The sequence below is a fragment of the Hallella mizrahii genome, assembly GCF_009695775.1.
In the GTDB taxonomy this organism is placed as follows: domain Bacteria; phylum Bacteroidota; class Bacteroidia; order Bacteroidales; family Bacteroidaceae; genus Prevotella; species Prevotella mizrahii.
Map to the genome: position 1 here is coordinate 13823 of NZ_VUNG01000013.1, position 21266 is coordinate 35088.

Consider the following 21266-nt stretch of genomic DNA (forward strand, 5'->3'; position numbering starts at 1 on the left):
TGGGAAATTTCATGGTTTTCATAGGAATAACATGTAATCCTGCCTAAAGGTTAGCTCTATGGGGAAAGAGTCTCCTTTGCAGCCTGGCCAGGCGTGTATCCGACTAAGAGAATGGGCAACAGCAAAGACGGAGGAAGTGGCAGCAGCATGATGCCAACGGCTCTTTAAGGCTAAAGGATCTCTAAGGCGATGGCAGCACAGGCCTCGGCATCGGCGAGCGCATGGTGATGGTTCTTGAGATCATAGCCACAGCGTGCGGCGATGATGTCGAGGTTGTGGTGTCCGCCGGGCCACACACGTCGCGAGGCGATGAGCGTGCAGTAGAAAGGATAGTCGGGATAGTCCATGCCATACATTCGGAAGACTGCTTTCAGGCAGTTTTCGTCAAAAGCCTTGTTGTGGGCTACGAGGGGCAGACCTGCTATCTTGGGCTCTATCTGCTTCCATACGTCGGGGAAGATGGGTGCGTCTTCGGTGTCTTCCCGGCAGAGTCCGTTGACGCTGGAGCAACGCCAGTTGTAGTAGTCGGGCTCGGGGTGGATGAGCGAGTAGAACGAGTCGACCATCTCGCCGTTTTTCACGATCACCACGCCCACGGCGCAGACGCTGGTACGCTCGAAGTTGGCGGTCTCGAAGTCGATGGCTGCAAAGTCTTTCATGGCTGTTGATTTGTGTAGAGAAAAAGCAAGGGAATCGTTTCCCCCCTGCCGTCTATTTGTTGTTAGGGCAGAGCAATGGTTTGGCACAGTCTTGGATGCGCTTCACGATCATGTCGAGCATCTTATGGCGGATGAAGTTGTCGGCGGTGATCATGACGATCTCGCGTCGTGGTTCCGGCAGGGCAAAGGGACGTACCAGTCGCTTTTGAGCGTCTTCCAACTGCGAGATGGCCATCTCCGGTATGAAGGTCACGCCTTTGCCATTCTCCACGATTCTCATAAATGTCTCGATACTTCCCAAAGTATAGGCTTTCTTGCTGACGGCAGCAGATTTCAGATGACAGAACTTTACGAGCTGGTCGCGGAAGCAGTGTCCCTCGTCGAGCAACCACAGAAACTCCCCGTTTAGATCGGTTGTCTTGATACGCTCCTTGGCAAACAAGGGATCGCCTTCAGAGATATAGGCAAAGTACTTCTCGGTGTAGAGATGTGTGCTGTTGAACATCTCCAGTCCTTCGATCTTAGCCAGTATCCCGGCGTCAATGTCACCATTGAGCAAGGCCTGTTTCATGTCCTTGGTTTTCAACTCGACGATGCGCAGATCCATTTCTGGATGCTCCCTCATCAACTGTGGGAAGAAATGGGGGATAAGATAGGGAGCAATGGTCGGAAGCACGCCGATGGTGAATGTCCCGAGATAAGTATCCTTCTCTTCCTCGACGATCTCTTTGAGGCGTCTGGACTGATAGAGCACCTCCTTAGCCTGTCGGATGACAGCCTGTCCAGCCTTGGTGGTGATGATGGGCTGTCGTCGACGGTCGAAGATCTTGATGCCCAACTCATTTTCCAGTTTCTGAATCATGGAGCTGAGCGTAGGCTGCGTGACATCGCAATAGTCAGCAGCTTTGGCGAAGTTGCCTAAGCGGTTGAGGGCTAAGATATATTCCAGTTGCTGTAGGGTCATGTCTCTTGTTTTTAATCTTTTGTTCCCCCTATTTGTGTAGTAGGGCCTGCATGAATATCTCTTGCAAATATCGCAAAAATATCTGAGATGAACAAGGATTCCTGGTATTTATCGACTACTCTTTTTGCTGGAGACGCCTGCCGATAGGAGAGAGAGGCCTGATTGTCTGTTTTAATAAAGTCTGCTGTGTGCTGACATCCTCGGGTATGCCCAGCTGTATGATAGAAGGCATAAAGAGGACGGAAAACTTCTTTTGAATGGGTAAAGATACACAACAAAAGACTGTCACGATTTCCTTTGCTTCTAGAGAGAAGCAGAGAAGCTTTTTGAGGGGAAAGCATGTTTGTAAAGAGCAAAAAGGGGTGGCGAAATGTGAAAAAAGCGTGATTGTAGTGTCATCTTGGCCTTTTCTCACTATAAAACAACCGAGATGACCGTGTGAAAAAGGCGTGATGATGGAAAATTCTCTAGAGAATTTTTCGTCAGAAAGGCTTTTTTTGTAAGACGAATAAATGTAATGTTTATTCAAGTCGTTAGTAGTTAACAAGTTAAGAATGTTGACGAGAATCGAAAAATCACGGGCAAAGACGTGCTCGCTCGAAAAGAACGCCTTCTCGTGGCCACTTTTTTGTCAGATAATTAAACAAATGCAGTTTTTTTACTTGGAAGACTTTCGTGTATGCCATAAAAACATTATCTTTGCAGCAACGTACTAAAAATTTAATTATTTAGAGAGATGAAGAGACTTACTACCCTTTTACTACTGGTCATGGCGATGGTCCTGACGGTGAGTGCCAACAATCAGTCCAACGACAACATCCGGCGGGGTGACTCCTGCATGGTGGACTATGATCTGAAACATGCCCTGGAGTTTTACCTCAAAGCTTTGCCCAGTGACGGCAGTGCTGCCTTGCGCATGAAGATCGCCAACGCCTATTATCGTCAGAGCAACTATGCCAAGTGCCTCGATATTGTCAATGAACTGCCCGCTGATTCGCTCGACCATGATACCATGCACCATCTGTTTGACTGCTGCAGGGCGCTTGGACTCAACCAGCAGACAATAGGGTGGGGCGAGGCTCTTGTCAAGCGGTGGCCGATGGATGGAGAGGCTGTGGCGAAGCTCGCTAAGGAATATTTGCTTTCGGGGTTGAAAGACAAGGCAGAAATTGTCTGTAACAGATTTTGGCTGAAAGACGAGACCTGCATGGCAGTCAATGATATCATGGCCGACGTGTATATGGCCCAACGGCAGTGGGTATTGGCCAAGGACAGCTATCTGCTGTTGTTGCAACAGGGCGACTCCACTTATAAGAACATGCTCAACCTTGGCGTGAGCTATGAGCGACTGGAGCATCCGGCAGAGGCACGGAAGGCTTTGGACGTGGCCATCGCCATGTCAGACTCCTCGGTTGCTGCTCCGCTCTATCATCAAGGAGTGGTGCTTGGTGCCTTGGGCGATTACAAAGCGTCGATGGACTGCTTCCATCGTGCTTTGGAATTGCTGCGACCCGACAGTGCGGTGATGTTTTCCTGTTATCGCGGTTTAGCGGAAGGTGAATATGCCGGGCAGGACTATCGTCGGGCACTCGATGATTTCGTTCTGGCAGAAGGCTATGATCCGAACTCTATCAGTACACCTTATTATATAGGTATCTGTTCAGAGGTTCTTGGCAAGAGACAAGAGGCTAAAGCCGCTTATCAGCGTTTCCTGCAAAGGGCAGCAGACGTGGAGAGTCCCAACAAAGAACTGAGGAAGATGATGGCGGATGCCAAAAAGAGAATAGGAAGGTAAGAGTCGATCTGAAACGATTCTTCTTTAATTGATACTTACGAAGATCGTTTCACTTGTTTTCTGTACTTGTGTCGATGTCATAGCCATAGAGTGCATAGTCGGCACGCGCAGGGTCATCGGGAAAGACCTCGCGCATCAGTCGGGTAAGAGCGACGACAGCTCTCCATCCGTTTGTTTTTCCGATGTCGAGGTGCAGCTTGTTGGCCGTTTGCATTACATGGGTGTCGAGTGGGATAAACAGATGACGCTTATCGATGAAGTCGCTCCATAGCCCTAAGTCTACGGGCGATCCGCTGCGCACCATCCAACGAAGAAACATACAAGGGCGTTTGCAGACAGATGTGTAGGGCATGGGCACAAGGCCCTTGATGCCTCGTTGACGGAAGTAAGTGGCAAAGGCAGAGAGAACGGCTTCTACGTCGGTTGTGTCCTCTGCCTTTTTATCAGCTTTTCCTGCGGCATTTTGTGCAAAGTGCCCTAATGTGCCGTAGCTGCGGAGGAGATCGTGCAAGGCTGTGAGCAGTGCATGGATGTCGGCAAAGGTATAGAGACGATAGAAGCATTGAGGTGAAGGAGTGAGTGCATGGTCAAAAGTTCCGCTGGCTATCCAATTGTAAGGATGCCACTGAGCCATGTTCATCAACTGCTCAATCTTTGGCAAAAATTGTTGGCGCGAGCCATAGCTGAGACACATGGCCAGGAAAGCTGTCATCTCCTGGTCGAGTGGATCACTCACCTGGTGCATGAACCAAGAAGGATCGTCCTTGATAAATGATGCGGTCTCGTAGCGATCGGCAAGAGAGGCCATGAGCTGACGTAGTGCTTTGTTCATAGCTTTTCTATCTGATCGATGGTCAGACCTGTGGTTTTGGCTATGTCGGCAATGGGATAGTTAAGGGCCTTCAGCTTTTGGGCCATCTCAAGCATCAAAGCCGTGCGGCCTTTTTCGATACCTTTCTCGATGCCTTGCTGCAAGCCTTTCTCGATGCCTTGCTGCATACCTTTCTCGATACCTTGCTGCATACCTTTCTCGATGCCTTGCTGCATACCTTTCTCGATACCTTGCTGCATACCTTTCTCGATGCCTTGCTGCAAGCCTTTCTCGATACCTTTCTCCATGCCCATCTCCATGCCTTTCTTCATACCCTTTTCCAATCCTTCTTTCATACCTTGCTGGGTTCCGTACTTAAGGGCATCATCCTTGATGGTGCGCTCAACCATGACGGCATCCCAGAACTCTTCGTAACCATAGAGCTGAGCCTCAGTATAGGACGATTCTTCCAATAGGGTGACAGCCTTATGGATCTCAGGATTCTCGATGAACTCGTCAGGAATTTCGCGCACATCGTCGTGCATCTCTGTGAGGAAACGGAGCCATAGCACCATCATCTTTTTGTCGAGTACACTCTGGGGCTTGAACTTGGGCAGCTCCACAAAGACGAAATGTAGTCCGTCGATGACTTTGTCGGTATGCTCAATGTTGACGATGTCGTAGAGGTGGTAGAACTCCTTCATCTTTGGTTCAAAGATGTCGTTGACCAAGCTCAGCGAGTACACTGGTTGGAGATAGCTGTAGTGGCAGGCCTTATCGAGCTGGCGCACATAAGCTTTAGAGGCGTTGAAAAGTACGCGTTGCATAAACGTGTCGGTCCAGTACATCTGCATCTCCACGAGAAACTGTCGTCCATGTGTGTCCCTGCAGCGCACGTCGACGATAGTGTTCTTTTTCAGAGGTGTGTTGGGCACCAGTTCGGCAGGAAGAAACTCCACAGTCTCTATCTGCTCCCCGTCTTTGAAGGGAAGCAGTGCATTAAGAAAACTGGTAGTCAAGTCAGGATGCTCACCAAAGATCTTCTTAAAAGTCAGGTCGGCTCGTGGATCCAAATATCTTAATACCTTCATAGTGTCGCGAATTTGAGTTCTTTGATTCTATCTGCAAATATCGCAAAAATATTTGAGAAATCCAAGAGAAAGCGTGGAATTCAGTGGCTTTTACTTTATATAGGCGAAAGAAACTGTGGGTAGAGACTTGCACGTGTCAGCATATTATATTATCTTTGTAGCGACGAAAGATACAATCATTTAACTAATAACTAATCATACAACAAATTATGAGAAAACTGATTTACTGTTTAGTGCTTCTTTTGGCTCCGCTGACCTCGATGGCCGGGACGTTGCTTCACCGCACGGCTCCCAGTGCTTTGCTGGGTGGCATGCCGCAGGTGGACTACACTATTTATCTGCCCGACAGCATGACAGAAGGACGGAAGTTCCCCATTGCCTATCTGCTCCACGGTGGCGGGTGCTCCAACACCGAGTGGCAGGACCATGGCCATCTGAAAGAGGTGATGGACAGTCTGATTCGTCGTGGCGAGGTGGCACCGATGATCGTCGTTTGTCCTGAGGCTAACAAAAAGAACATGATATGGTTCAACGATCCTCAGTGGCGTTACGAGGATTTCTTCTTCACCGAGTTTTTGCCCTATATTGAGCGTACCTATCCTGTCATCGCTGACCGCCGCTATCGTTTCGTGGGTGGCTTCTCCATGGGAGGCGGTGGTGCTGTGGTCTACGGCATTCACCATCCCGAATTGTTCTCGATGGTTTACGACATGTCTGGCTATTTGCGCCGTCAGCCTCTCGACTTCCTCAAGAACGATCCGCAGGGCGAGTGGCGGCAACAGGTGGTGGAGCGCAACAATCCTATTTTGGAGGTGAGCCGGGCCGGTGCCGACCAAGTGAACAGATGGAAACAAGTAAGTTGGTTTGTCGACTGTGGTGACCATGACTTCACACTTGAGGGCAACATGGACTTCGTCAAGGCACTCCGCAAACAAGGCATCGGCTATCAGATGCGGGTGCGCAGTGGGGCGCATAACTGGGACTACTGGGCTCCCTGTCTTGTCAACGCGCTCAAGCAGTTCTCGTTGCGTGCCTTCCATGCCAATCGTCTGCAGGTGGTGGAGCAGGGCGGATTGGGAACGTATCCGTCCGTGATGCTGTCGGTCGACGGATTCAAAGCTCATACAGTTTTCTGTCCGCAGGATCTGAGCACCTTTGATGCCCGCCATCCACTGCCTGTGGTGGTGTGGGGCAATGGAGCTTGCACGGACTCACCTTGGGAGCACTATCGCTTTCTCAATGAGATTGCCTCTCATGGCTATCTGGTCATTGCTACCGGATATTTCCCTAATGGCGACACGCCTTATCAGGGTCCCATGTCGTCGCCACAGCAGCAGATAGAGTCTATCGACTGGGCGGTGAAGCAGGCTTCTGACTCCAATAGTGTCTTCTATGGTAAGATTGACACACGGGCCATCTGTGCGTCGGGTATGTCGTGCGGTGGTTTGCAGACACTCTACAACTGTGGCGACCCACGCATCAAGACTTATATGATTTGCAACAGCGGACTCTTCATTGACCCGTCCATCGCTATGCCTAATATGCCGATGCCGCACAAAGAGCAGCTGCGCAAGGTGCATGGGCCGATCATCTACATCCTTGGCGGAAAGGAAGACATCGCCTACAACAATGGCATGGATGATTTCCATCGCATATCTCACGTGCCTGCCGTGGCTGTCAACTATCCGGTAGGTCATGGCGGCACCTATCGTCAGCCTCATGGAGGAGAGTTCCGCATTCCCGCTGTGGCCTGGCTCGACTGGCAACTCAAGGGTGACCGGCAAGCCGCAAAGATGTTTATTGGCAAAAACTGCGGACTCGCCCAAAGGAAGGGATGGACGGTGGAGCGCAATAAAAAGATGTAAGCGAACCTATAAAATACGATTTTAGACAAAGAAACAAATCATGAATCACACGACTTTGTTATGCAGCTTGGCAGCAGGGCTCATGGCTGTGCCTATGACTGCAAACGCCGACAGCGACGTGAGCAAAGAGAAAGCGTCGCAAAATACGCCCCAAGGATGGCGCGCTGTAGAGTTGCCTTCTATTGTCGCCATCACGGAGGCCAATACTCTAAACATCGAGGACTATGGAGCTTCCATCACGTCGGCTGACAATACAGTTGCCATTCAGCGAGCCCTTGATGCCGTTCCAGAGGAAGGCGGGATGGTGGTGGTGCCGGCAGGCACATGGCTGTGCGGCCCGCTGCAAGTCAAAGCGCATACCGTGCTGCATTTGGCAGCCGGTGCTACATTGCGGTTGTTGCCTTTTGGAACTTATCCCAGCGACAATGGCAATTACAAGGCGAAGACTTTCTTGACCAACCGCAAGAATGCCTCTGACATCATCATCGAAGGCGAGAGCACGTCGTCAAGCATCGTCGATGGACAGGGTGCCGCGTGGTGGAAAGCTGTGGAACAGAAGAAGTTTGACCGCCCCGCCCTCGTCCGCTTTTCCAGTGGAAGCCGTTTCCTGGTGCGCAACATGCGCTTTGAGAATGCGCCGGGAGTGAATGTCACTATTGGACAAAGTGGCAAGGGCAGCCATGGCACGGTGCACGACGTGGTGATACGCGAGCCGTCGTCGACAGCTTCCACCGGACAGAAATCCCACAATACCGACGGCATACCCATTTGGGCACCCTATGTGAATGTCTACAACTGCGACATCAGTAACGGTGACGATAATGTGGTGGTTGACTCCGACGGACAGTACGTGCATGTGTGGAATTGCAAGTTTGGCACTGGGCATGGTGCTTCCATCGGCAGCTTCACTGAACGCGTACATGACGTGCTGTGGGAAGGCATCAGCTTCCGTGGCACTGACAGCGGCTTCAGACTGAAGAGCCAACGGGGAAGAAGCGGACAGGTATACAATATTACGATGCGCAACTGCACCATGCAAAACGTGATGAATCCCATCTACATAGAATGCTGGTACGACAAGAGCACCAAGCCTGAGCCTTCTCTGGCACCAACGGCCGATTCTGTCGCCACCACGCCAGCCTTTCACGATATTCTCATTCAGCACGTCACAGCTACAGCCACGCCCTATAAGAAAAGCGGCAAAGCGGCTTTTCCCGTGTATATTTACGGACTACCCGAAAGTCTCGTGCACCGCGTGACGCTCGACGACGTACATGTAGATGCCAAGAAAGGCATGTTTCTGGCCTATTGCGATGTGACGTTCACCGGCGGATGCAGCATCAAGAATCTTACCGACTCCACAAAGTATATAGCAAAACGCTATGAGGCAAATATCACCGGCACCTACGACGGATCGGAAACAACTGCCATAAACGGCGTGAAAGTCTCAAAACCCATGAGCCATGACTATGCCTATACGCTCTTGGGCACACTGCGCTCGCAGCAATCGCTGTCGCGTGGCGTCTACATCGTCAATCATCATAAAGTGTTGGTGAGATAAAGTCTCTCGCCTATAAAACGAAACAACAGGCAACTGCCTTGTAAGCGGTTGCCTGTTGTGAACTGTGTGAAAGCTTTTCGCTTTTATGCTTCCTTGAATTCTTCCTCAATCTTTGGTGCCTTGTCCTGACCACTACCGTAGCGGTGATACTCAAAGGCGATGCTTTGCTCTTTGAGATAGTGGATGAGCTCCACACGTCCATCCTTCACTGGGACATCGGTAGCAATGAACTTGTTGGTGTCGGCGGCGCGCTGGTACATCTTCTCAGGAATGTCTGGCGCGCAGGTACGGATACGCTCATAGTCAGGTATGGAATCGATGAAGTTGTCGAGTGTCTCACGCTTGAGCCGTGCCCCTAACTTGACGAGTTGATCCTGCAAGTCAGGGCGTTTGTCGTTGGCATCGCAGCTCACTGTGAGCGGCGTGCCGCAGATGTGAGCGGCCAAGGCCACCATGAGCGCCTGCTCGTCAGTGTCGCTTTTGAACAGTCGCAGTCCCATGCCGCCTTTGAGCGGCAGATAGCGGAACACATTCTCTTCACCACTGATATGGTTCCAGTCGCGTGGATGTCGGAACTCGCTTTCCCATGCCTCGGCATAGCTTGTGTGGTAGTCGGTCTTCGACCCCGCCTTGTCGGTGATGATGGTGAACTGCTGGCAGTAATTCGGACCACCAGCCTTGATGCCTGGACCAAAGGCTGAGAGCTTCATGCCGCCGAAGGGTTGGCGATTGACAATGGCTCCCGTGATACCGCGGTTGATATAAAGGTTGCCGGCCATGATGGAGTCGCGCCACAAATGGCGTTCGTTCTCGTCGAGTGTCTGGATACCCGAGGTCAGTCCGTAGTCAAGACCATTGACCAAGTTGATAGCTTCCTCCAGTGTGTCGAAAGGAGCCACGGAGAGCATAGGCCCGAAGAGCTCGGTGCGGAACGAATAGTTTTGCGGGCTTACTCCCATCTTCACCGACGGAGCGAGGATATAACTCTTCTTGTCGACGAAGTGGGGCGGAACAAGCCAGGACTCTCCCGGTTCGAGGTTATTGATGGCATGGAGCAGTTTCTCGTTATGGTTGGTGATCATTGGTCCGACCACGTTGCCGGCATTCCACACACCACCCACCTTCATGCTTGTGGCGCAGTCACGAAGTTTCTCGCGGAAATCTTCACGTTCGTAAACCGAGCGCTCTACAAGGAAAAGCGAGCAGGCCGAGCATTTCTGTCCCGCGTTGCTGAAGGCCGAGTGACAGGCACTCATAATGGCGTGGTCCATGTCGGCCGATGCCGTACAGATGATGGCGTTTTTGCCACCGGTCTCTGCCGACAGCGGTGTTGTGGGCTTGGCACGCAGGATGGACTGTGCCGTGTCTGTGCCACCGGTGAGGATGATATGCTTGATCTCCGGAGCCTGTGTGAGTTTGTCGAGAGCGTCGTGCTCGGTGATGATGACCTGCAAAGCTTCCTTAGGTACACCGGCATCCCAAAAGGCTTTGGCAAAGAGCCATGCCACAGGAGCTGCCACGGAGGCAGGCTTCAGAATGACCGTGTTGCCGGATGCCAGTCCCGCTACGACACCACCGCAGGGAATGGCGCAGGGAAAGTTCCATGGTGAGATGACGAGCACGGTGCCCTTAGCCTTGATGTCGACATCTTTCAGAGCATAGAACTTCTTCATCGAGGTAGTGTAGAAGCGGCAGTAGTCTATACCTTCCGAAACCTCCACGTCACCTTCCACAACTGTCTTACCGGTGATGGCACACATGGCACCGATGAGGTCACCACGCAGGTTGCCCATGCGGTTTGCGGCATCGTACATGATCTTGTGGCGCTCCTCTATTGTCGTGTCGCGCCAGTGTCCCGGGTCAGCGGCAGCGATTTTCACGATTTCTTCCACTTGGTCAGCGTTGGCCTTTGACATCTCGCAGATCTCCACGTCTTCGTCCTGCGAGCGGTCGTAGTATTTATAGCTGCTGTCATTGACGACCGTTTTGCTGCCAATCTGTGTCGGGATGATGTCGGGTTTGTCTGTCGGGCTCTTCTTCCACTTCTTAAAGATGTCGCGCTGCCATTCCTGGTTGCACTCGCGGTCGAAGTCGGTATCCTGCTCGTTGATCATCACGTCCTGAGGCGGGATGGGGATATAAGGCTTGCGGCGGTCCTGTGTACGTGTCGGGGTGTGATTGAGATTGTCTTTGATGGCATAGGCATCCTCAAACTGCTTGCGCAGGAATTCCCATGTCTCGGTTCCCGGCTTGAGGTTGAACGAGTGGGTAAGGAAGTTGTCCGGTGCCGTGTTTTCGTCCATGCGTCGTACGAGATAGGAGACGGCATAGAGGAACTCTTTGTCGTGGACCACAGGGGCGTAGAGCACGACGTGGTTGCCGAGCTTCGACTGGGCGCGCCACACGTGATCGGCCATACCCTCAAGCATCTCGAAGCAGAAAGTGTCTTTTGGCGTGTGGTATTTCTGTGTGAGCAGATACGCGTAAGAAATGGTGTAGAGGTTGTGTGATGCCATACCAATGTGGAGACAGCGTGAGTTCTCGGGCAACAGGCCACGCTCGATGATATGGAGATAGTTGGCGTCGACCTCAGTCTTGTTGGGTCGCACCGGCGAAGGCCAGCCGTGCAGCGACGAGGTGACCGTTTCCATATCGAGGTTACAGCCTTTGACGATACGCATCTTGATCCAAGCACCGCCTCGTGCCACACGTTCTTTGGCAAACTCCAGCAACTTGGTCTGGAAGCCATAGGCATCGGGCAGATAAGCCTGAACCACGATACCGGCAGAATAGTGCAGGAACTCGGGCTTGGAAAGAGTGGCGAGGAACACGCGGATGGTCATGTCGAAGTCCTTGTATTCTTCCATGTCGAGGTTGACAAACTTCGGTTCCTTCTTGCCGTCGGGCGTGACGTAAGGATAGTCGATGGCTGTCTGGTAGAGCGTGGACATGCGGCGTACGAGCTCCGGGAAGGCCTCCTCGTAGTTTAGCGCGTGGGTTTGTGCATAGATACCCGAAATTTTCACCGAGATGTAGTTGATGTCGGGCTGTTTGAGTGCCTCGATGGTGTTGTAATAGCGTTGGTCAGCCTCTTTGTTTCCGAGTACCACCTCGCCGAGCAGGTTGACGTTCTGCCCGATGTTCTCCTGATTGCGTTCTGACAAATGTTTCGTCAGTGCCGGTCGTGCCGCATCGAGAATGACGCGTGAGGTATCCATGCGCAACCTTTTCTTGATGATGGGGATGGCGATGGGGTAGAAGTGGTAACCAAACGACTGGTATATCTTGAAGAGCAGACGGTCGCGGGCGTTGAGAAACTCCGGTATGCCGTACTCGTCGATGAGCACTTTGATGCGTTTGGCCAGTTTGCGGTCGTCGCGGATCTGTGAGCTCTCGTCAAGCATCTTCACGAGGAACTTCTTGTCACTGGGCTTTTCTACCATCGTGGCATACATGTTCTGTTCGCGTCGCTCAGCGGGCGTGATGCTCTCCTGACTCGTGGTGTAGAGTTTCATGAGCCAAGTCTCTACTTCTTGAATGGTCGGTTTTTCCATAGTAATCATGTTTAGTGGTTGTCTGATATATATAATAAGGTGTACACATCAACGTGTACTTTTGCAAGGTCGGAGAATGCTGACACCCTATTCTTTGGGCTCAGCACTTATGCGACCACAGTAGGACTAAACATGACGGCTCTGTATCGGTGTAGTTCCGACAGGGCTTGTTTGGTGAATGTGTCAAAATAGAATCTTCTCATCTCTCTTATTCATAGTTATTGATTTCTCGGTTGCAAAGATAAGAGAAAAAACGATATGAACAAAACAAAACGGAACTTTTTTGCATAAAAATATTGCGTAAGTTTCAATTTTAGTAAAATGAGATGTCATATCGACGCTTTTCAAAGATGCATGTAGCTATAGTCCTCTTTTTAGTTTAAATTCATTCAAAAGCAATCAGGGAAGAGTGGCTGAACCGAAATAAATTTCTACCTTTGCAGCCGAAACCCATCAGAATAGAGAATCGTAAAAGAATCATGGTAAAAGAGAATCACGAAAAGAGGAAAATAGCATTGCTGTTTATCTGTTTAGGTAATATCTGCCGCTCTCCGGCAGCCCATGCCATTATGCAGCGCGATGTCGAAGAGGCGGGTGTGTCAGATCGCTTTTTGATCGATTCGGCAGGCATTGGTCCCTGGCATGTAGGCGATTTGCCCGACCGCCGTATGCGGCAGCATGGTGCCCGGCGAGGACTGGACATCAGTCATATAGCCCGGCAGTTCAATGCCAAGGCTGATTTCCGGGCTTTCGACCGCATCGTAGTCATGGATGAGGACAACTATCTGGCCATCACGTCGAAGGCAATGTCTGAGGCTGACCGTGAGAAGGTCATCAGACTGTCGGACTATCTTCTTGATCATCCTGGTGCGCATTCTGTTCCCGACCCATACTATGGCAACGGTACAGACTTTGAGTTGGCATTGGACCTGATTGAGGATGGCTGTCGTCATCTGTTGGCTGCCATTATAGAGCAGGAGGATGGAATTGCAGTGGATTGACGCGAAAGAAGCGGAGGCGAGGCTCAATGCCTGGGGAGCCGAAGACCGTCCCTTCTTCTTTCTGACCGATTATCTCCGATGCCGTTGGCTGGTGGAGCCTATCGCAGCGTTGCCTGCTGACGAGTTGCTCTTTGCCTTTCCCGGGTATAGTAATGCACCTTGTGAAGAGACGAATGGAGTGTCGCTTGTTTGGCAGCCCCATCCCCTTCGACCTGACGCTTATCGCGAGAAGTTTGAGATCGTTCATCGCAACATGCTTGCTGGCAATAGCTATCTGGCCAATCTGACGTGTCGGATTCCCTTGGACACCAATCTCTCGCTGCGCGACATTTTTCTGCTTTCCCATGCACGATACCGATTATGGGTCAAGGACGCCTTCGTGTGTTTCTCTCCCGAGAGTTTTGTGCGTATCCGTGACGGTGTCATCAGCAGCTATCCTATGAAAGGAACCATCAGTTGTAGCGTACCCAATGCCTTGCAGACGCTTCTCGGCGATGTCAAGGAAGCGGCAGAACATGCGACCATCGTGGATTTGATACGCAATGATCTCAGTCGGGTGGCCGACTATGTGACGGTGCGTCGCTATCGCTATGTTGAGCGCTTGGAGACTTGCAATGGTTCTATCTTGCAGACCAGTTCAGAGATTGCCGGACGGTTACCCCAAGACTACCGCTGTCATTTAGGTGACATCCTCATGGCCCAGTTGCCCGCCGGGTCGATAACGGGTGCACCAAAGCCCAGTACAATGGCCATCATCCGTGAGGCAGAAGGCTATGACCGTGGCTTCTACACGGGTGTGGCTGGTATCTGCGACCGTGGGCAGATGGACAGCTGCGTGCTGATACGGTTTATCGACAAGGAAGATGGCCAGTTGTTTTTCAAGGCTGGCGGAGGCATCACAGCCCAAAGCGACTGGCAGAAAGAATATCAGGAAATCAAAGAGAAGACCTATGTACCCATTTGTTGAAACCATAAGAGTGGAGGATGGCGTGCCGCACAATCTCCGCTATCACCAACAGCGCATGACCGACACCATGCGCCGCTTCTTTCCCCATACGCCAGTTCCCTCACTTGCTTCAGAGCTCGAAGCCCGCAAGCGGCCTGCCGGCATCACGTGGAAGGTGCATGTGGAATACGATGCGCGTGGCATCACGCTTTTCAAGGCCGCCGAGTATCATATCCGCCACATCACCCGTCTGCGGCTTGTTGTCTGCGATGACATCGACTATGCCTATAAGAGTGCTGACCGCCGGCGGCTGGAGACTTTGTTTGCCCAGTGTGGAGAGGCTGACGAAGTAGTCATCGTCAGGAACGGACTGCTCACTGATACCTCTTATTCCAATATAGCCCTCTTCGACGGCCGTCATTGGGTAACACCCCGCCAACCACTGCTACGCGGCACCATGCGTCAGTCGCTGCTCGATGCCGGCGTGTTGACAGAACAAGACATCAAGGCCGAAGACTGGAACAGCTATCGCCAGGTGAGCCTCATCAATGCCATGATGCCTTTGGGAAGACTGGTCTGCAAGATATGATGGCAGTTTGTTGCTCAGCAGAATCCCTGTTTGTTGTTACTATTCTCGGATGAGCTTCATCGTCTTTCCACTTTGCTGCCGGATGATGATCCCACTCTGAGAAGCGTTGGCTTTATTGCCGTTGAGCGTATAGTAGCGGGCAGATTTTTGACCGTTTTCCGTGATGGTGGCTATTCCGGTGGATGTCTTTGCAGCGTGGATACTGATATTTGAAATCTTGATAGCTTCCAAGGCTGAGGAACGAAGAATGGTAAGTTGGTATTCAGCCCAGTTCTTATCTACCGAAAAATCGACGGTGACATCGCCACAGCTCATCGTCTTGTTGAGATATGTCTTTCCATCAGCGATGCTCTTCAGTTGTATTGTGATATTAGCAGGGATATGGCATTCAGCACGAAGGCTTAGCTGATAGCGTCCGGCGTTGAGCTGGAGCGAGTGATAGACATTTTGGTTGTCCCATGTCGATTGCTCACCACCAAAGTTCAAGAGAGTCGTGCCGTTGTCAAGGACGAAACCGTGTGCAGTCGGATTCCATCCTTCTGCTTCTATGTGTGGTTCCCAAATGATCGTAGTGTCGCAAGGGCTGTTGAGTGTGTATTGACTCATAAACTTCCACATCGTCATGGCAGAGTTCCCATCTTCTGTCTGCGTAGTGAAGTCGCAGTGTCCCATGTTGTCTATTTCGTAGTAGACATAAGGAAAACAGCCTTCCGTAGCCTCGTACACACTCTTGTCATAGTCTGTTCCGCGTATTTTCTTTGGCACAGGATTGCATCCGTTGCGTGCTACCATGTTGTCTACGATGACAGGCATATGCCGATATCGCACGAAGTCGTCAGCCTTGCCGTGTATGTGCAGGAAAGGCACGGGGCGGACACTTGTCTGATGAAGATGGAACTCGTTGATAGGATAACCGCTGATGGAGGCAAAGGCTGCAAACATATCGCTGGCCACGCAGGCGGCTGTATAGGCCATCATGCCACCATTGGAGAATCCACAGCAATAGACGCGCTTTCGGTCAATGGAGAAGTGAGCTGCCACATCGTCGATGACGGCTTTGAAGAATTCGATGTCATTGCTGTTTTCTCCAGTAGCATGCCATCCCGGAAGCGTGGAGCCAAAGACGGGGAAGAAGATGTCCTCGCCTTGAGGATAGGCGACAATGCAGCCTTCCTGGTCTGCCACCGTCGTGCGGAACGGTGACTTGTCGGCAGCGTGACCACCGGTGCCGTGAAGACTCAGTACCAGCGGAGCTGGGGTAGATACCTTGTCGGGGACATAAAGCCAATAGGCGCGTGTGGCTCCATTCACCGTGACGGTCCGCATTTCGTCGGTCTTGGCATTTGTTGCTAAGAGATTCCAGCAGAGAAGGAGTAGCGTGGTGAGACAGTTTAAGCAGTTGTTCATTTCTTTTTCAGTTGTTGCGTTCTTAGTTTTTGCAAAGTTACATATTCTTTCTTGTATCAGCATTGCTTTTTGTTTCCAAAACTATAGCATTTGTATAGTTCAGTGCTTGCGATGTTTCTTTTTCTTCTTTGTCCGGTATTATTTTTGCTTTTTGCTTTTTTTCATGCTTTTGTTTTGTCCGATAGAAAACAAATGATTATTTTTGTAGTCTGAATCATATAAGTATCGACCCAAACCATGAAAGGAATCATTACTACTCAAGAAATTCGTTTAGCACATCCAGGACAATGCGCTTGTGCTACAGATCTTTATTATACCCGTTTTGCGAATCGCCTCTACGATCGTCTGCGGACGTTTGTGGGCAAGGATGTTCCTGACAAGAACTTTGCCCATGTGCTGGCTCGCAAGTTGACCTGTTATTTCGAGGACATCGTAGCCGACATGGGTGTGTGGCACTCGTTTTCTGACCTGTGCATGAAGCTCTACGGCTATCCCGTACCCATGTACCATGCTGATGAGGAATACTACCCCGATGAGCCTAGTCTCGATGCCGTACGCTACCTGGTGTGGGACGTGGCCAACGAGTTGTTTCCCGACCGCATCTTTGAGACCGACCGTCTGTTGCAGGAGATGGGGCTGGAAGCGTATTATCAGCTCAGTGATGCCTTTGAGCAGGCACCGATCAATGAGGATGCCAAGAAGGTGATGGATGACATGCTCCACTATGCCGCAGGGGGATTCAATGAGCTGCGTAATGTTCTTGATTGGGTGCTTGCCGGATGCTACATCACGTCTGGCACCTGGCTTAATAAATTGTTGGCTGAAAAGGCCAGGGAGATAAATTCTGTTTCTTTCTTCGACGGTATGTCGCCGTCGATGAAGCAATACTTTGCAGTCACCAATATCAAGTTCTACGACCGTGTCGGTCCTCTGGCTCTGAAGTCTTATGAGTGGTTGCGCTCTTTGGCTCAGACAGTGGGACACCAAGAGCTTGCCACGTTGTTGGAGCAGGTCAAAGTCTTGAAAATGGACACCTATAAATATACACCGGACGATGGTGAGTCGCTGACATTGGAAAGCACCCATGGGCAGACGATAAAGGTTTCGCGCAAGGAGCTCAACTTGGATCCGGAGGTGGTCAAACAGCACAATGGCTGTGTGGCAGGTTTTGTTTTTTACAAAGACGAATGGCGTCTCAACGGACTGGTGGTTCCTCTTCAGCAGAGCGACGAAGACTTCGAAGAAGCTAAACGCAGCCAGGCTGATATCCCTCTTCCTGGTACAGAGATCATGACGGCAAAGATGCTTCTCGAGCAGACCGGTAACCGACGGATCCTTTATTTTAAGGATGTCGATGAGATGAAAACGTATCTTCAAGAGAAGTTAAACTATCCAGGCAGCATCTTCAAAGGCAGCCCACTTGCCAACATGGAACTTCCATGTATGTTCATTGATACTGTTGACGAGACCAACCCGCAGTTCTTTGCACAGAATTTGGAGCAGTATATCAAGGATCCGGACAATCCCTATTACGATGCAAAGAAAGCAAAGGAAGACGCTGTCAACATTCTTTGGAATGCCGACAGTGCCACGTCTAATATGGTCAACTATCTCATCGACCATGAGATGCTTCCCGATGCTGAGCAGCACTATGCGTTCAGTCAGCACAGCACGCATCAGCAGCGACTTGCCGACATGAATTTCTATATGCGCTACAATCGCAGAAGCCAGTACTAACTTTCCAGTGTGTCTTCCGCCATTAGGTCATTGATTTGGTCAATGACCTGCTGGCGTGTCTTCTGTTGCTTGTGATAGAGCTGGATGGCAAAGATCAGACCACATACCAATCCTATGCAACCGCCAGTCAGTCCTCCCCATGCGGCGGAAGTGAGAGCCTCGCTGTCATAGTTGATGCTTAGGAAGAAGTCGATAATAAACCAGACAAACCAGAGAAGAGTAAGCGGCAAACTGACTAACATCTGTAGGGCACTCAGCCGTTTGGCGCGTTGCAGTCGCAGGGCGGTGGGGATAAGATCGTCGGTCATAAAGGCTTCGTCCTTGATGTGGTTGACCTTATAGTCAAAGATCGTGTCAGCAAGACAGAGCAGGATGATGGCGATGACCGGTCCCCATGAGAGATGGAAGATCAAGGGTAAGAGAGGGAAGACGAAGATGATGACAGGCATGAGAATAGTCGCCTCCACGCTGAGAAAGCGGTTGATACTGGAGTAGCTGTGCTTCATCGACTCGCGCAGCAGGCGGTCGTTGACGATGGTCTCGTTGTGGAGTTTCTCTTGCAGGATGGCCATTTGACGGCGCATCTCTTCGAGGGTATTGCTTGCTTGTGGATTCATGATTCTGTAGTTTTTGATGGTTGATACTTTATTTTATATATAGGCCTTATATATACGACGTTTTACACGGGTTATTCTTCACTCATGGTTTTGAGCTGTTCCTTGATGCGGAAGAGTCTGACGGAGACGTTCTTGGTGGAGATGCCCACCACCTGTCCTATTTCTTCATAACTCATATTCTCAAGCCAGAGCAACACGATGGCACGGTCGAAAGGCCCCAGGCGGGCGATACGGTTGCGGAGCATCTGCACCTGCCGTGAGTCGGCATCGCTGTCCTCAAAGAGGTTGATGTCCATCGTCAGCGGAATGGTCTTCCGATGTTTCTTCTTCTTCCGGTCTGCCGAGATGCAAGTGTTCAGACTCACGCGGTAGACCCATGTGCGCGGGTTGCTGCGTCCTTGGAACTCTTGAAACCCTTTCCAGAGGTTGACGAGCACCTCTTCGAAAAGGTCAGCCACCTCGTCCTCGTCTTTGGAGAACATATAGCAAACCGTGTAGATGGTGCTCTTCTGCTCCTTGACGAGTTGGGCAAACTGCTGTTCTGATGGTTTTGTTGCCATTTTCTTGATTGAATTGTTACACCCATTAGACGCTATTTCTTTCGAAAAACTACAGAGAAACGAAAGAAATCTTCATAAATACGTATCAGCCCTTCTCTGTGTCTCAGTGCCTCTGTGTGAGATACACTTGATGAATTCTTTGATTCTCCAATTCTTGAAAAGGACAGAGGATTCCGTCTTTTTGTGATGATCCAATTGCTTTTTGTTGGGTATAAACAACAGCTTTCGTGGGGTGATCACGCCATTGTGCTGTTCCCATTTTAGCGCTTTCAATGTTGTAACCTTATAGAAAAAGATCGTTCACTACGCAGGGAAGGATCCTTTCCTACGCAGGAAAAGATCCTTTCCCCTTTAGGAAAATCAAGCGTGTAAAACTACGTGACCTGACCAGGAATAGCTTTACACTCCTTTGTTGTTGCTTACGGGCTTACTTCACATTGTCTATTTGATGAACTCCAGGAACAGCTCTGCTTGCTTGGCGAGCAGTGCTTTCTGCTCCTCAGTGAGGATCATGCGGCCCTCGGTCCAGGCTTCCAGGTTGAGTGCGATGCCCGTCTGTCCCTCTGTCATCACGTCGGCTTTCAGCACGGTGAGCAGCGTGGTGAGCAGCTTGCGGCATCCTGCTGTGGCAGCCTTACCGCCAGCTCCCGTGAGCGTGAACTTCTTTCCGGCGAGCACAGTCGGCGCGTTGCGGTCAGCAGGATCAACGGGGCGCGAGAGCCAGTCGATGAGATTCTTCACATGTCCGGGATAAGAATAGTTATACTCCGGCGAGAAGATCCACACGCCGTCAGCCTCTGCTACAGCCTTGCGTGCGTCGGCAACAGCCTGCGGAGCCGGGTACTCGTCGTCTTGGTTGATAAATGGCACTTGGGAGTAATCCAGTTCTGTTACTTCGGCTTTGCCTTGGAGCATGCCCTTGACCATCACACACAGTTCTCTGTTAAAGCTCTGCTTACGCAATGAGCCAATGATGAATAGTATCTTTTTCATGTTTGTTGGGTTGATAGTGTTGTTGTTGCAAAGATACGTTTTTCTCATTATAATATGGCTTTCTTCTTGCGCTTTTGCTTTTTTTTCTTTACTTTTGTATCATTGAAACACTAATTTGATATTTCTGCTATGAAACCGCTCTATACTATTGTGGTCTTTGTGACCCTGCTGTGTTGCTCCGTGTGGGCAGGCATGCATAGCTATCGTTGTGCCGAAGAGGAGATGGTAGCAGATATGAACCAGGCTTTGGCGGCCTGCGCCTTGATGAAGCCACACAGACAGGGATCATCGGCAGAAACTGATAATATTGTATTCACATGAATGTTCATGAATTGACCACGAATTTCTCATAAACATAAATAGTGAGAAATTCGTGGTTAATCCATGATGATGCAATGTCCAAAATACTATAGCTGAATGTTCATTAATGGTACAGATAGAGCTTTTCAAAAGTATTGGCTGAGTTGAGAATGCTACTTCCGCCACGTAATAGGAACATCGCGCAACTCGATATATCCTCTTTGGGCACCACTGCCATCTTCAAAGTCGTTGTAGAGAAAGAGCTTGACGAGCTGGAGCTTTTGTGTTTTCTTGGGCACATTGAGGAAGTGGAGATCGTATGCCCCCAGGTCCGCTTTCACGCTGATGCCCTCAGCAACCTTGATGGAGTAGGCGGTGTTGTCGATGCGGTACACATTGCCTTCGTCGTCATAGGCAGTGGTCTTGTCGTCACCGATATAGTTGATCTTGTCGATGACGGTCTTAGCCTTTAGTTTCAGAACCACCGACACATTGCCAAAGTTCATACTTTTGCTCGTGCCATAGACTTCAACGACCTCTACATCTAAGTTCTTCTCAAAGGGATTGTAGAGCGTACCGCCACCCGCGATGGGTGTGGCTTTCGCCTTCGGCCCGTCATCACTTTTCGCTGATGCAGCCGTGGAAGTAGTCGTGCTCGTGGATTTAGTCTGTTGATCTATAGTACTAAGTACCTTCTTGGCTTTCTTGAGGATACTGCCAAGACTTTGAGCTTGAGTAGGAATCGTGCCGAGCAAAAGGAAAGCAAGGCAGAGATAGAATAGATTTCGCGTTTTCATGTCTTTCGTCTTTTAATGA

General features: G+C 50.5%; 19 protein-coding genes. 8 read left to right on the forward strand and 11 right to left on the reverse strand.

Features of this window, described 5'->3' with window-relative positions:
* Positions 1-170 precede the first annotated feature (170 nt).
* From FYJ73_RS06660 to FYJ73_RS06670, 3 genes are read right to left on the reverse strand one after another with little or no spacing between them, the layout of a single operon-like run.
* A complete protein-coding gene (locus tag FYJ73_RS06660) occupies positions 171-659 on the reverse strand; it encodes a 3'-5' exonuclease (protein WP_154533936.1) in 489 nt (162 codons plus the stop codon).
* A gap of 52 nt (positions 660-711) precedes the next feature.
* Positions 712-1623, reverse strand: coding sequence for a hydrogen peroxide-inducible genes activator (locus FYJ73_RS06665; protein ID WP_154533937.1), 912 nt, complete (start codon positions 1621-1623; stop codon positions 712-714).
* 11 nt (positions 1624-1634) lie between these two features.
* On the reverse strand, positions 1635-1964 hold the full coding sequence (locus FYJ73_RS06670) for a hypothetical protein (RefSeq protein ID WP_154533938.1): 330 nt from the start codon (positions 1962-1964) through the stop codon (positions 1635-1637).
* A 395-nt stretch (positions 1965-2359) separates the two neighbouring features.
* Between FYJ73_RS06670 and FYJ73_RS06675 the strand changes: the two genes are divergently transcribed.
* Positions 2360-3418, forward strand: a complete 1059-nt coding sequence (locus tag FYJ73_RS06675; RefSeq protein WP_154533939.1) for a tetratricopeptide repeat protein — start codon at positions 2360-2362, stop codon at positions 3416-3418.
* 49 nt (positions 3419-3467) lie between these two features.
* On the opposite strand, the gene FYJ73_RS06680 is transcribed toward FYJ73_RS06675, so the two are convergent.
* Both FYJ73_RS06680 and FYJ73_RS06685 read right to left on the reverse strand, forming a co-directional pair.
* The gene (locus FYJ73_RS06680) at positions 3468-4250 is read right to left on the reverse strand and encodes a TIGR02757 family protein (protein WP_154533940.1); all 783 of its coding nucleotides are present in this window, start codon (positions 4248-4250) and stop codon (positions 3468-3470) included.
* Positions 4247-5320, reverse strand: a complete 1074-nt coding sequence (locus FYJ73_RS06685) for an Rpn family recombination-promoting nuclease/putative transposase (protein ID WP_154533941.1) — start codon at positions 5318-5320, stop codon at positions 4247-4249. Before FYJ73_RS06685 ends, FYJ73_RS06680 begins: the two co-directional genes overlap by 4 nt.
* Before the next feature lie 209 nt (positions 5321-5529).
* Between FYJ73_RS06685 and FYJ73_RS06690 the strand changes: the two genes are divergently transcribed.
* Together FYJ73_RS06690 and FYJ73_RS06695 are read left to right on the forward strand one after the other, a co-directional pair.
* Positions 5530-7185 carry an alpha/beta hydrolase-fold protein gene (locus FYJ73_RS06690; protein ID WP_154533942.1) on the forward strand — a complete coding sequence of 552 codons (1656 nt, stop codon included), beginning with the start codon at positions 5530-5532 and terminating at the stop codon, positions 7183-7185.
* 40 nt (positions 7186-7225) lie between these two features.
* Positions 7226-8746 (forward strand): glycoside hydrolase family 28 protein, encoded by a 1521-nt coding sequence (locus FYJ73_RS06695; RefSeq protein ID WP_154533943.1) that lies wholly within the window; start codon positions 7226-7228, stop codon positions 8744-8746.
* Positions 8747-8829: 83 nt separating this feature from the next.
* Here FYJ73_RS06695 and FYJ73_RS06700 read toward each other — a convergent pair whose 3' ends face one another.
* Positions 8830-12300 carry a bifunctional proline dehydrogenase/L-glutamate gamma-semialdehyde dehydrogenase gene (locus tag FYJ73_RS06700; RefSeq protein WP_154533944.1) on the reverse strand — a complete coding sequence of 1157 codons (3471 nt, stop codon included), beginning with the start codon at positions 12298-12300 and terminating at the stop codon, positions 8830-8832.
* A 479-nt stretch (positions 12301-12779) separates the two neighbouring features.
* On the opposite strand from FYJ73_RS06700, the gene FYJ73_RS06705 reads away from it, so the two are divergent.
* From FYJ73_RS06705 to FYJ73_RS06715, 3 genes are read left to right on the forward strand one after another with little or no spacing between them, the layout of a single operon-like run.
* Positions 12780-13301 (forward strand): low molecular weight protein-tyrosine-phosphatase, encoded by a 522-nt coding sequence (locus FYJ73_RS06705; RefSeq protein WP_154533945.1) that lies wholly within the window; start codon positions 12780-12782, stop codon positions 13299-13301.
* Complete coding sequence (locus FYJ73_RS06710) at positions 13288-14268, forward strand: aminodeoxychorismate synthase component I (protein WP_473733509.1); 981 nt, start codon at positions 13288-13290, stop codon at positions 14266-14268. The genes FYJ73_RS06705 and FYJ73_RS06710 overlap by 14 nt, the downstream gene beginning before the upstream one ends.
* Positions 14252-14836, forward strand: coding sequence for an aminotransferase class IV (locus tag FYJ73_RS06715; RefSeq protein ID WP_154533947.1), 585 nt, complete (start codon positions 14252-14254; stop codon positions 14834-14836). The genes FYJ73_RS06710 and FYJ73_RS06715 overlap by 17 nt, the downstream gene beginning before the upstream one ends.
* 39 nt (positions 14837-14875) lie before the next feature.
* Here the strand turns inward: FYJ73_RS06715 and FYJ73_RS06720 are convergent, their stop codons facing one another.
* Complete coding sequence (locus FYJ73_RS06720) at positions 14876-16243, reverse strand: CE1 family esterase (RefSeq protein ID WP_206081717.1); 1368 nt, start codon at positions 16241-16243, stop codon at positions 14876-14878.
* Between the two features lie 237 nt (positions 16244-16480).
* On the opposite strand from FYJ73_RS06720, the gene FYJ73_RS06725 reads away from it, so the two are divergent.
* Positions 16481-17980: a DUF3843 family protein gene (locus tag FYJ73_RS06725; protein WP_154533949.1), complete on the forward strand. Its 1500-nt coding sequence runs from the start codon at positions 16481-16483 to the stop codon at positions 17978-17980.
* On the opposite strand, the gene FYJ73_RS06730 is transcribed toward FYJ73_RS06725, so the two are convergent.
* The 3 genes from FYJ73_RS06730 to FYJ73_RS06740 form a co-directional block, all read right to left on the reverse strand.
* Positions 17977-18597 carry a hypothetical protein gene (locus FYJ73_RS06730; RefSeq protein WP_154533950.1) on the reverse strand — a complete coding sequence of 207 codons (621 nt, stop codon included), beginning with the start codon at positions 18595-18597 and terminating at the stop codon, positions 17977-17979. The genes FYJ73_RS06725 and FYJ73_RS06730 overlap by 4 nt on opposite strands.
* A gap of 71 nt (positions 18598-18668) precedes the next feature.
* Positions 18669-19157 carry an RNA polymerase sigma factor gene (locus tag FYJ73_RS06735; RefSeq protein ID WP_154533951.1) on the reverse strand — a complete coding sequence of 163 codons (489 nt, stop codon included), beginning with the start codon at positions 19155-19157 and terminating at the stop codon, positions 18669-18671.
* A gap of 441 nt (positions 19158-19598) precedes the next feature.
* Positions 19599-20150, reverse strand: a complete 552-nt coding sequence (locus FYJ73_RS06740) for an NADPH-dependent FMN reductase (RefSeq protein WP_154533952.1) — start codon at positions 20148-20150, stop codon at positions 19599-19601.
* 129 nt (positions 20151-20279) lie between these two features.
* Here FYJ73_RS06740 and FYJ73_RS06745 point away from each other — a divergent pair, with 129 nt between their 5' ends.
* Positions 20280-20471: a hypothetical protein gene (locus FYJ73_RS06745; RefSeq protein ID WP_154533953.1), complete on the forward strand. Its 192-nt coding sequence runs from the start codon at positions 20280-20282 to the stop codon at positions 20469-20471.
* 152 nt (positions 20472-20623) lie between these two features.
* Here the strand turns inward: FYJ73_RS06745 and FYJ73_RS06750 are convergent, their stop codons facing one another.
* Positions 20624-21247: a hypothetical protein gene (locus FYJ73_RS06750; protein WP_154533954.1), complete on the reverse strand. Its 624-nt coding sequence runs from the start codon at positions 21245-21247 to the stop codon at positions 20624-20626.
* Between the last annotated feature and the right edge of the window lie 19 nt (positions 21248-21266).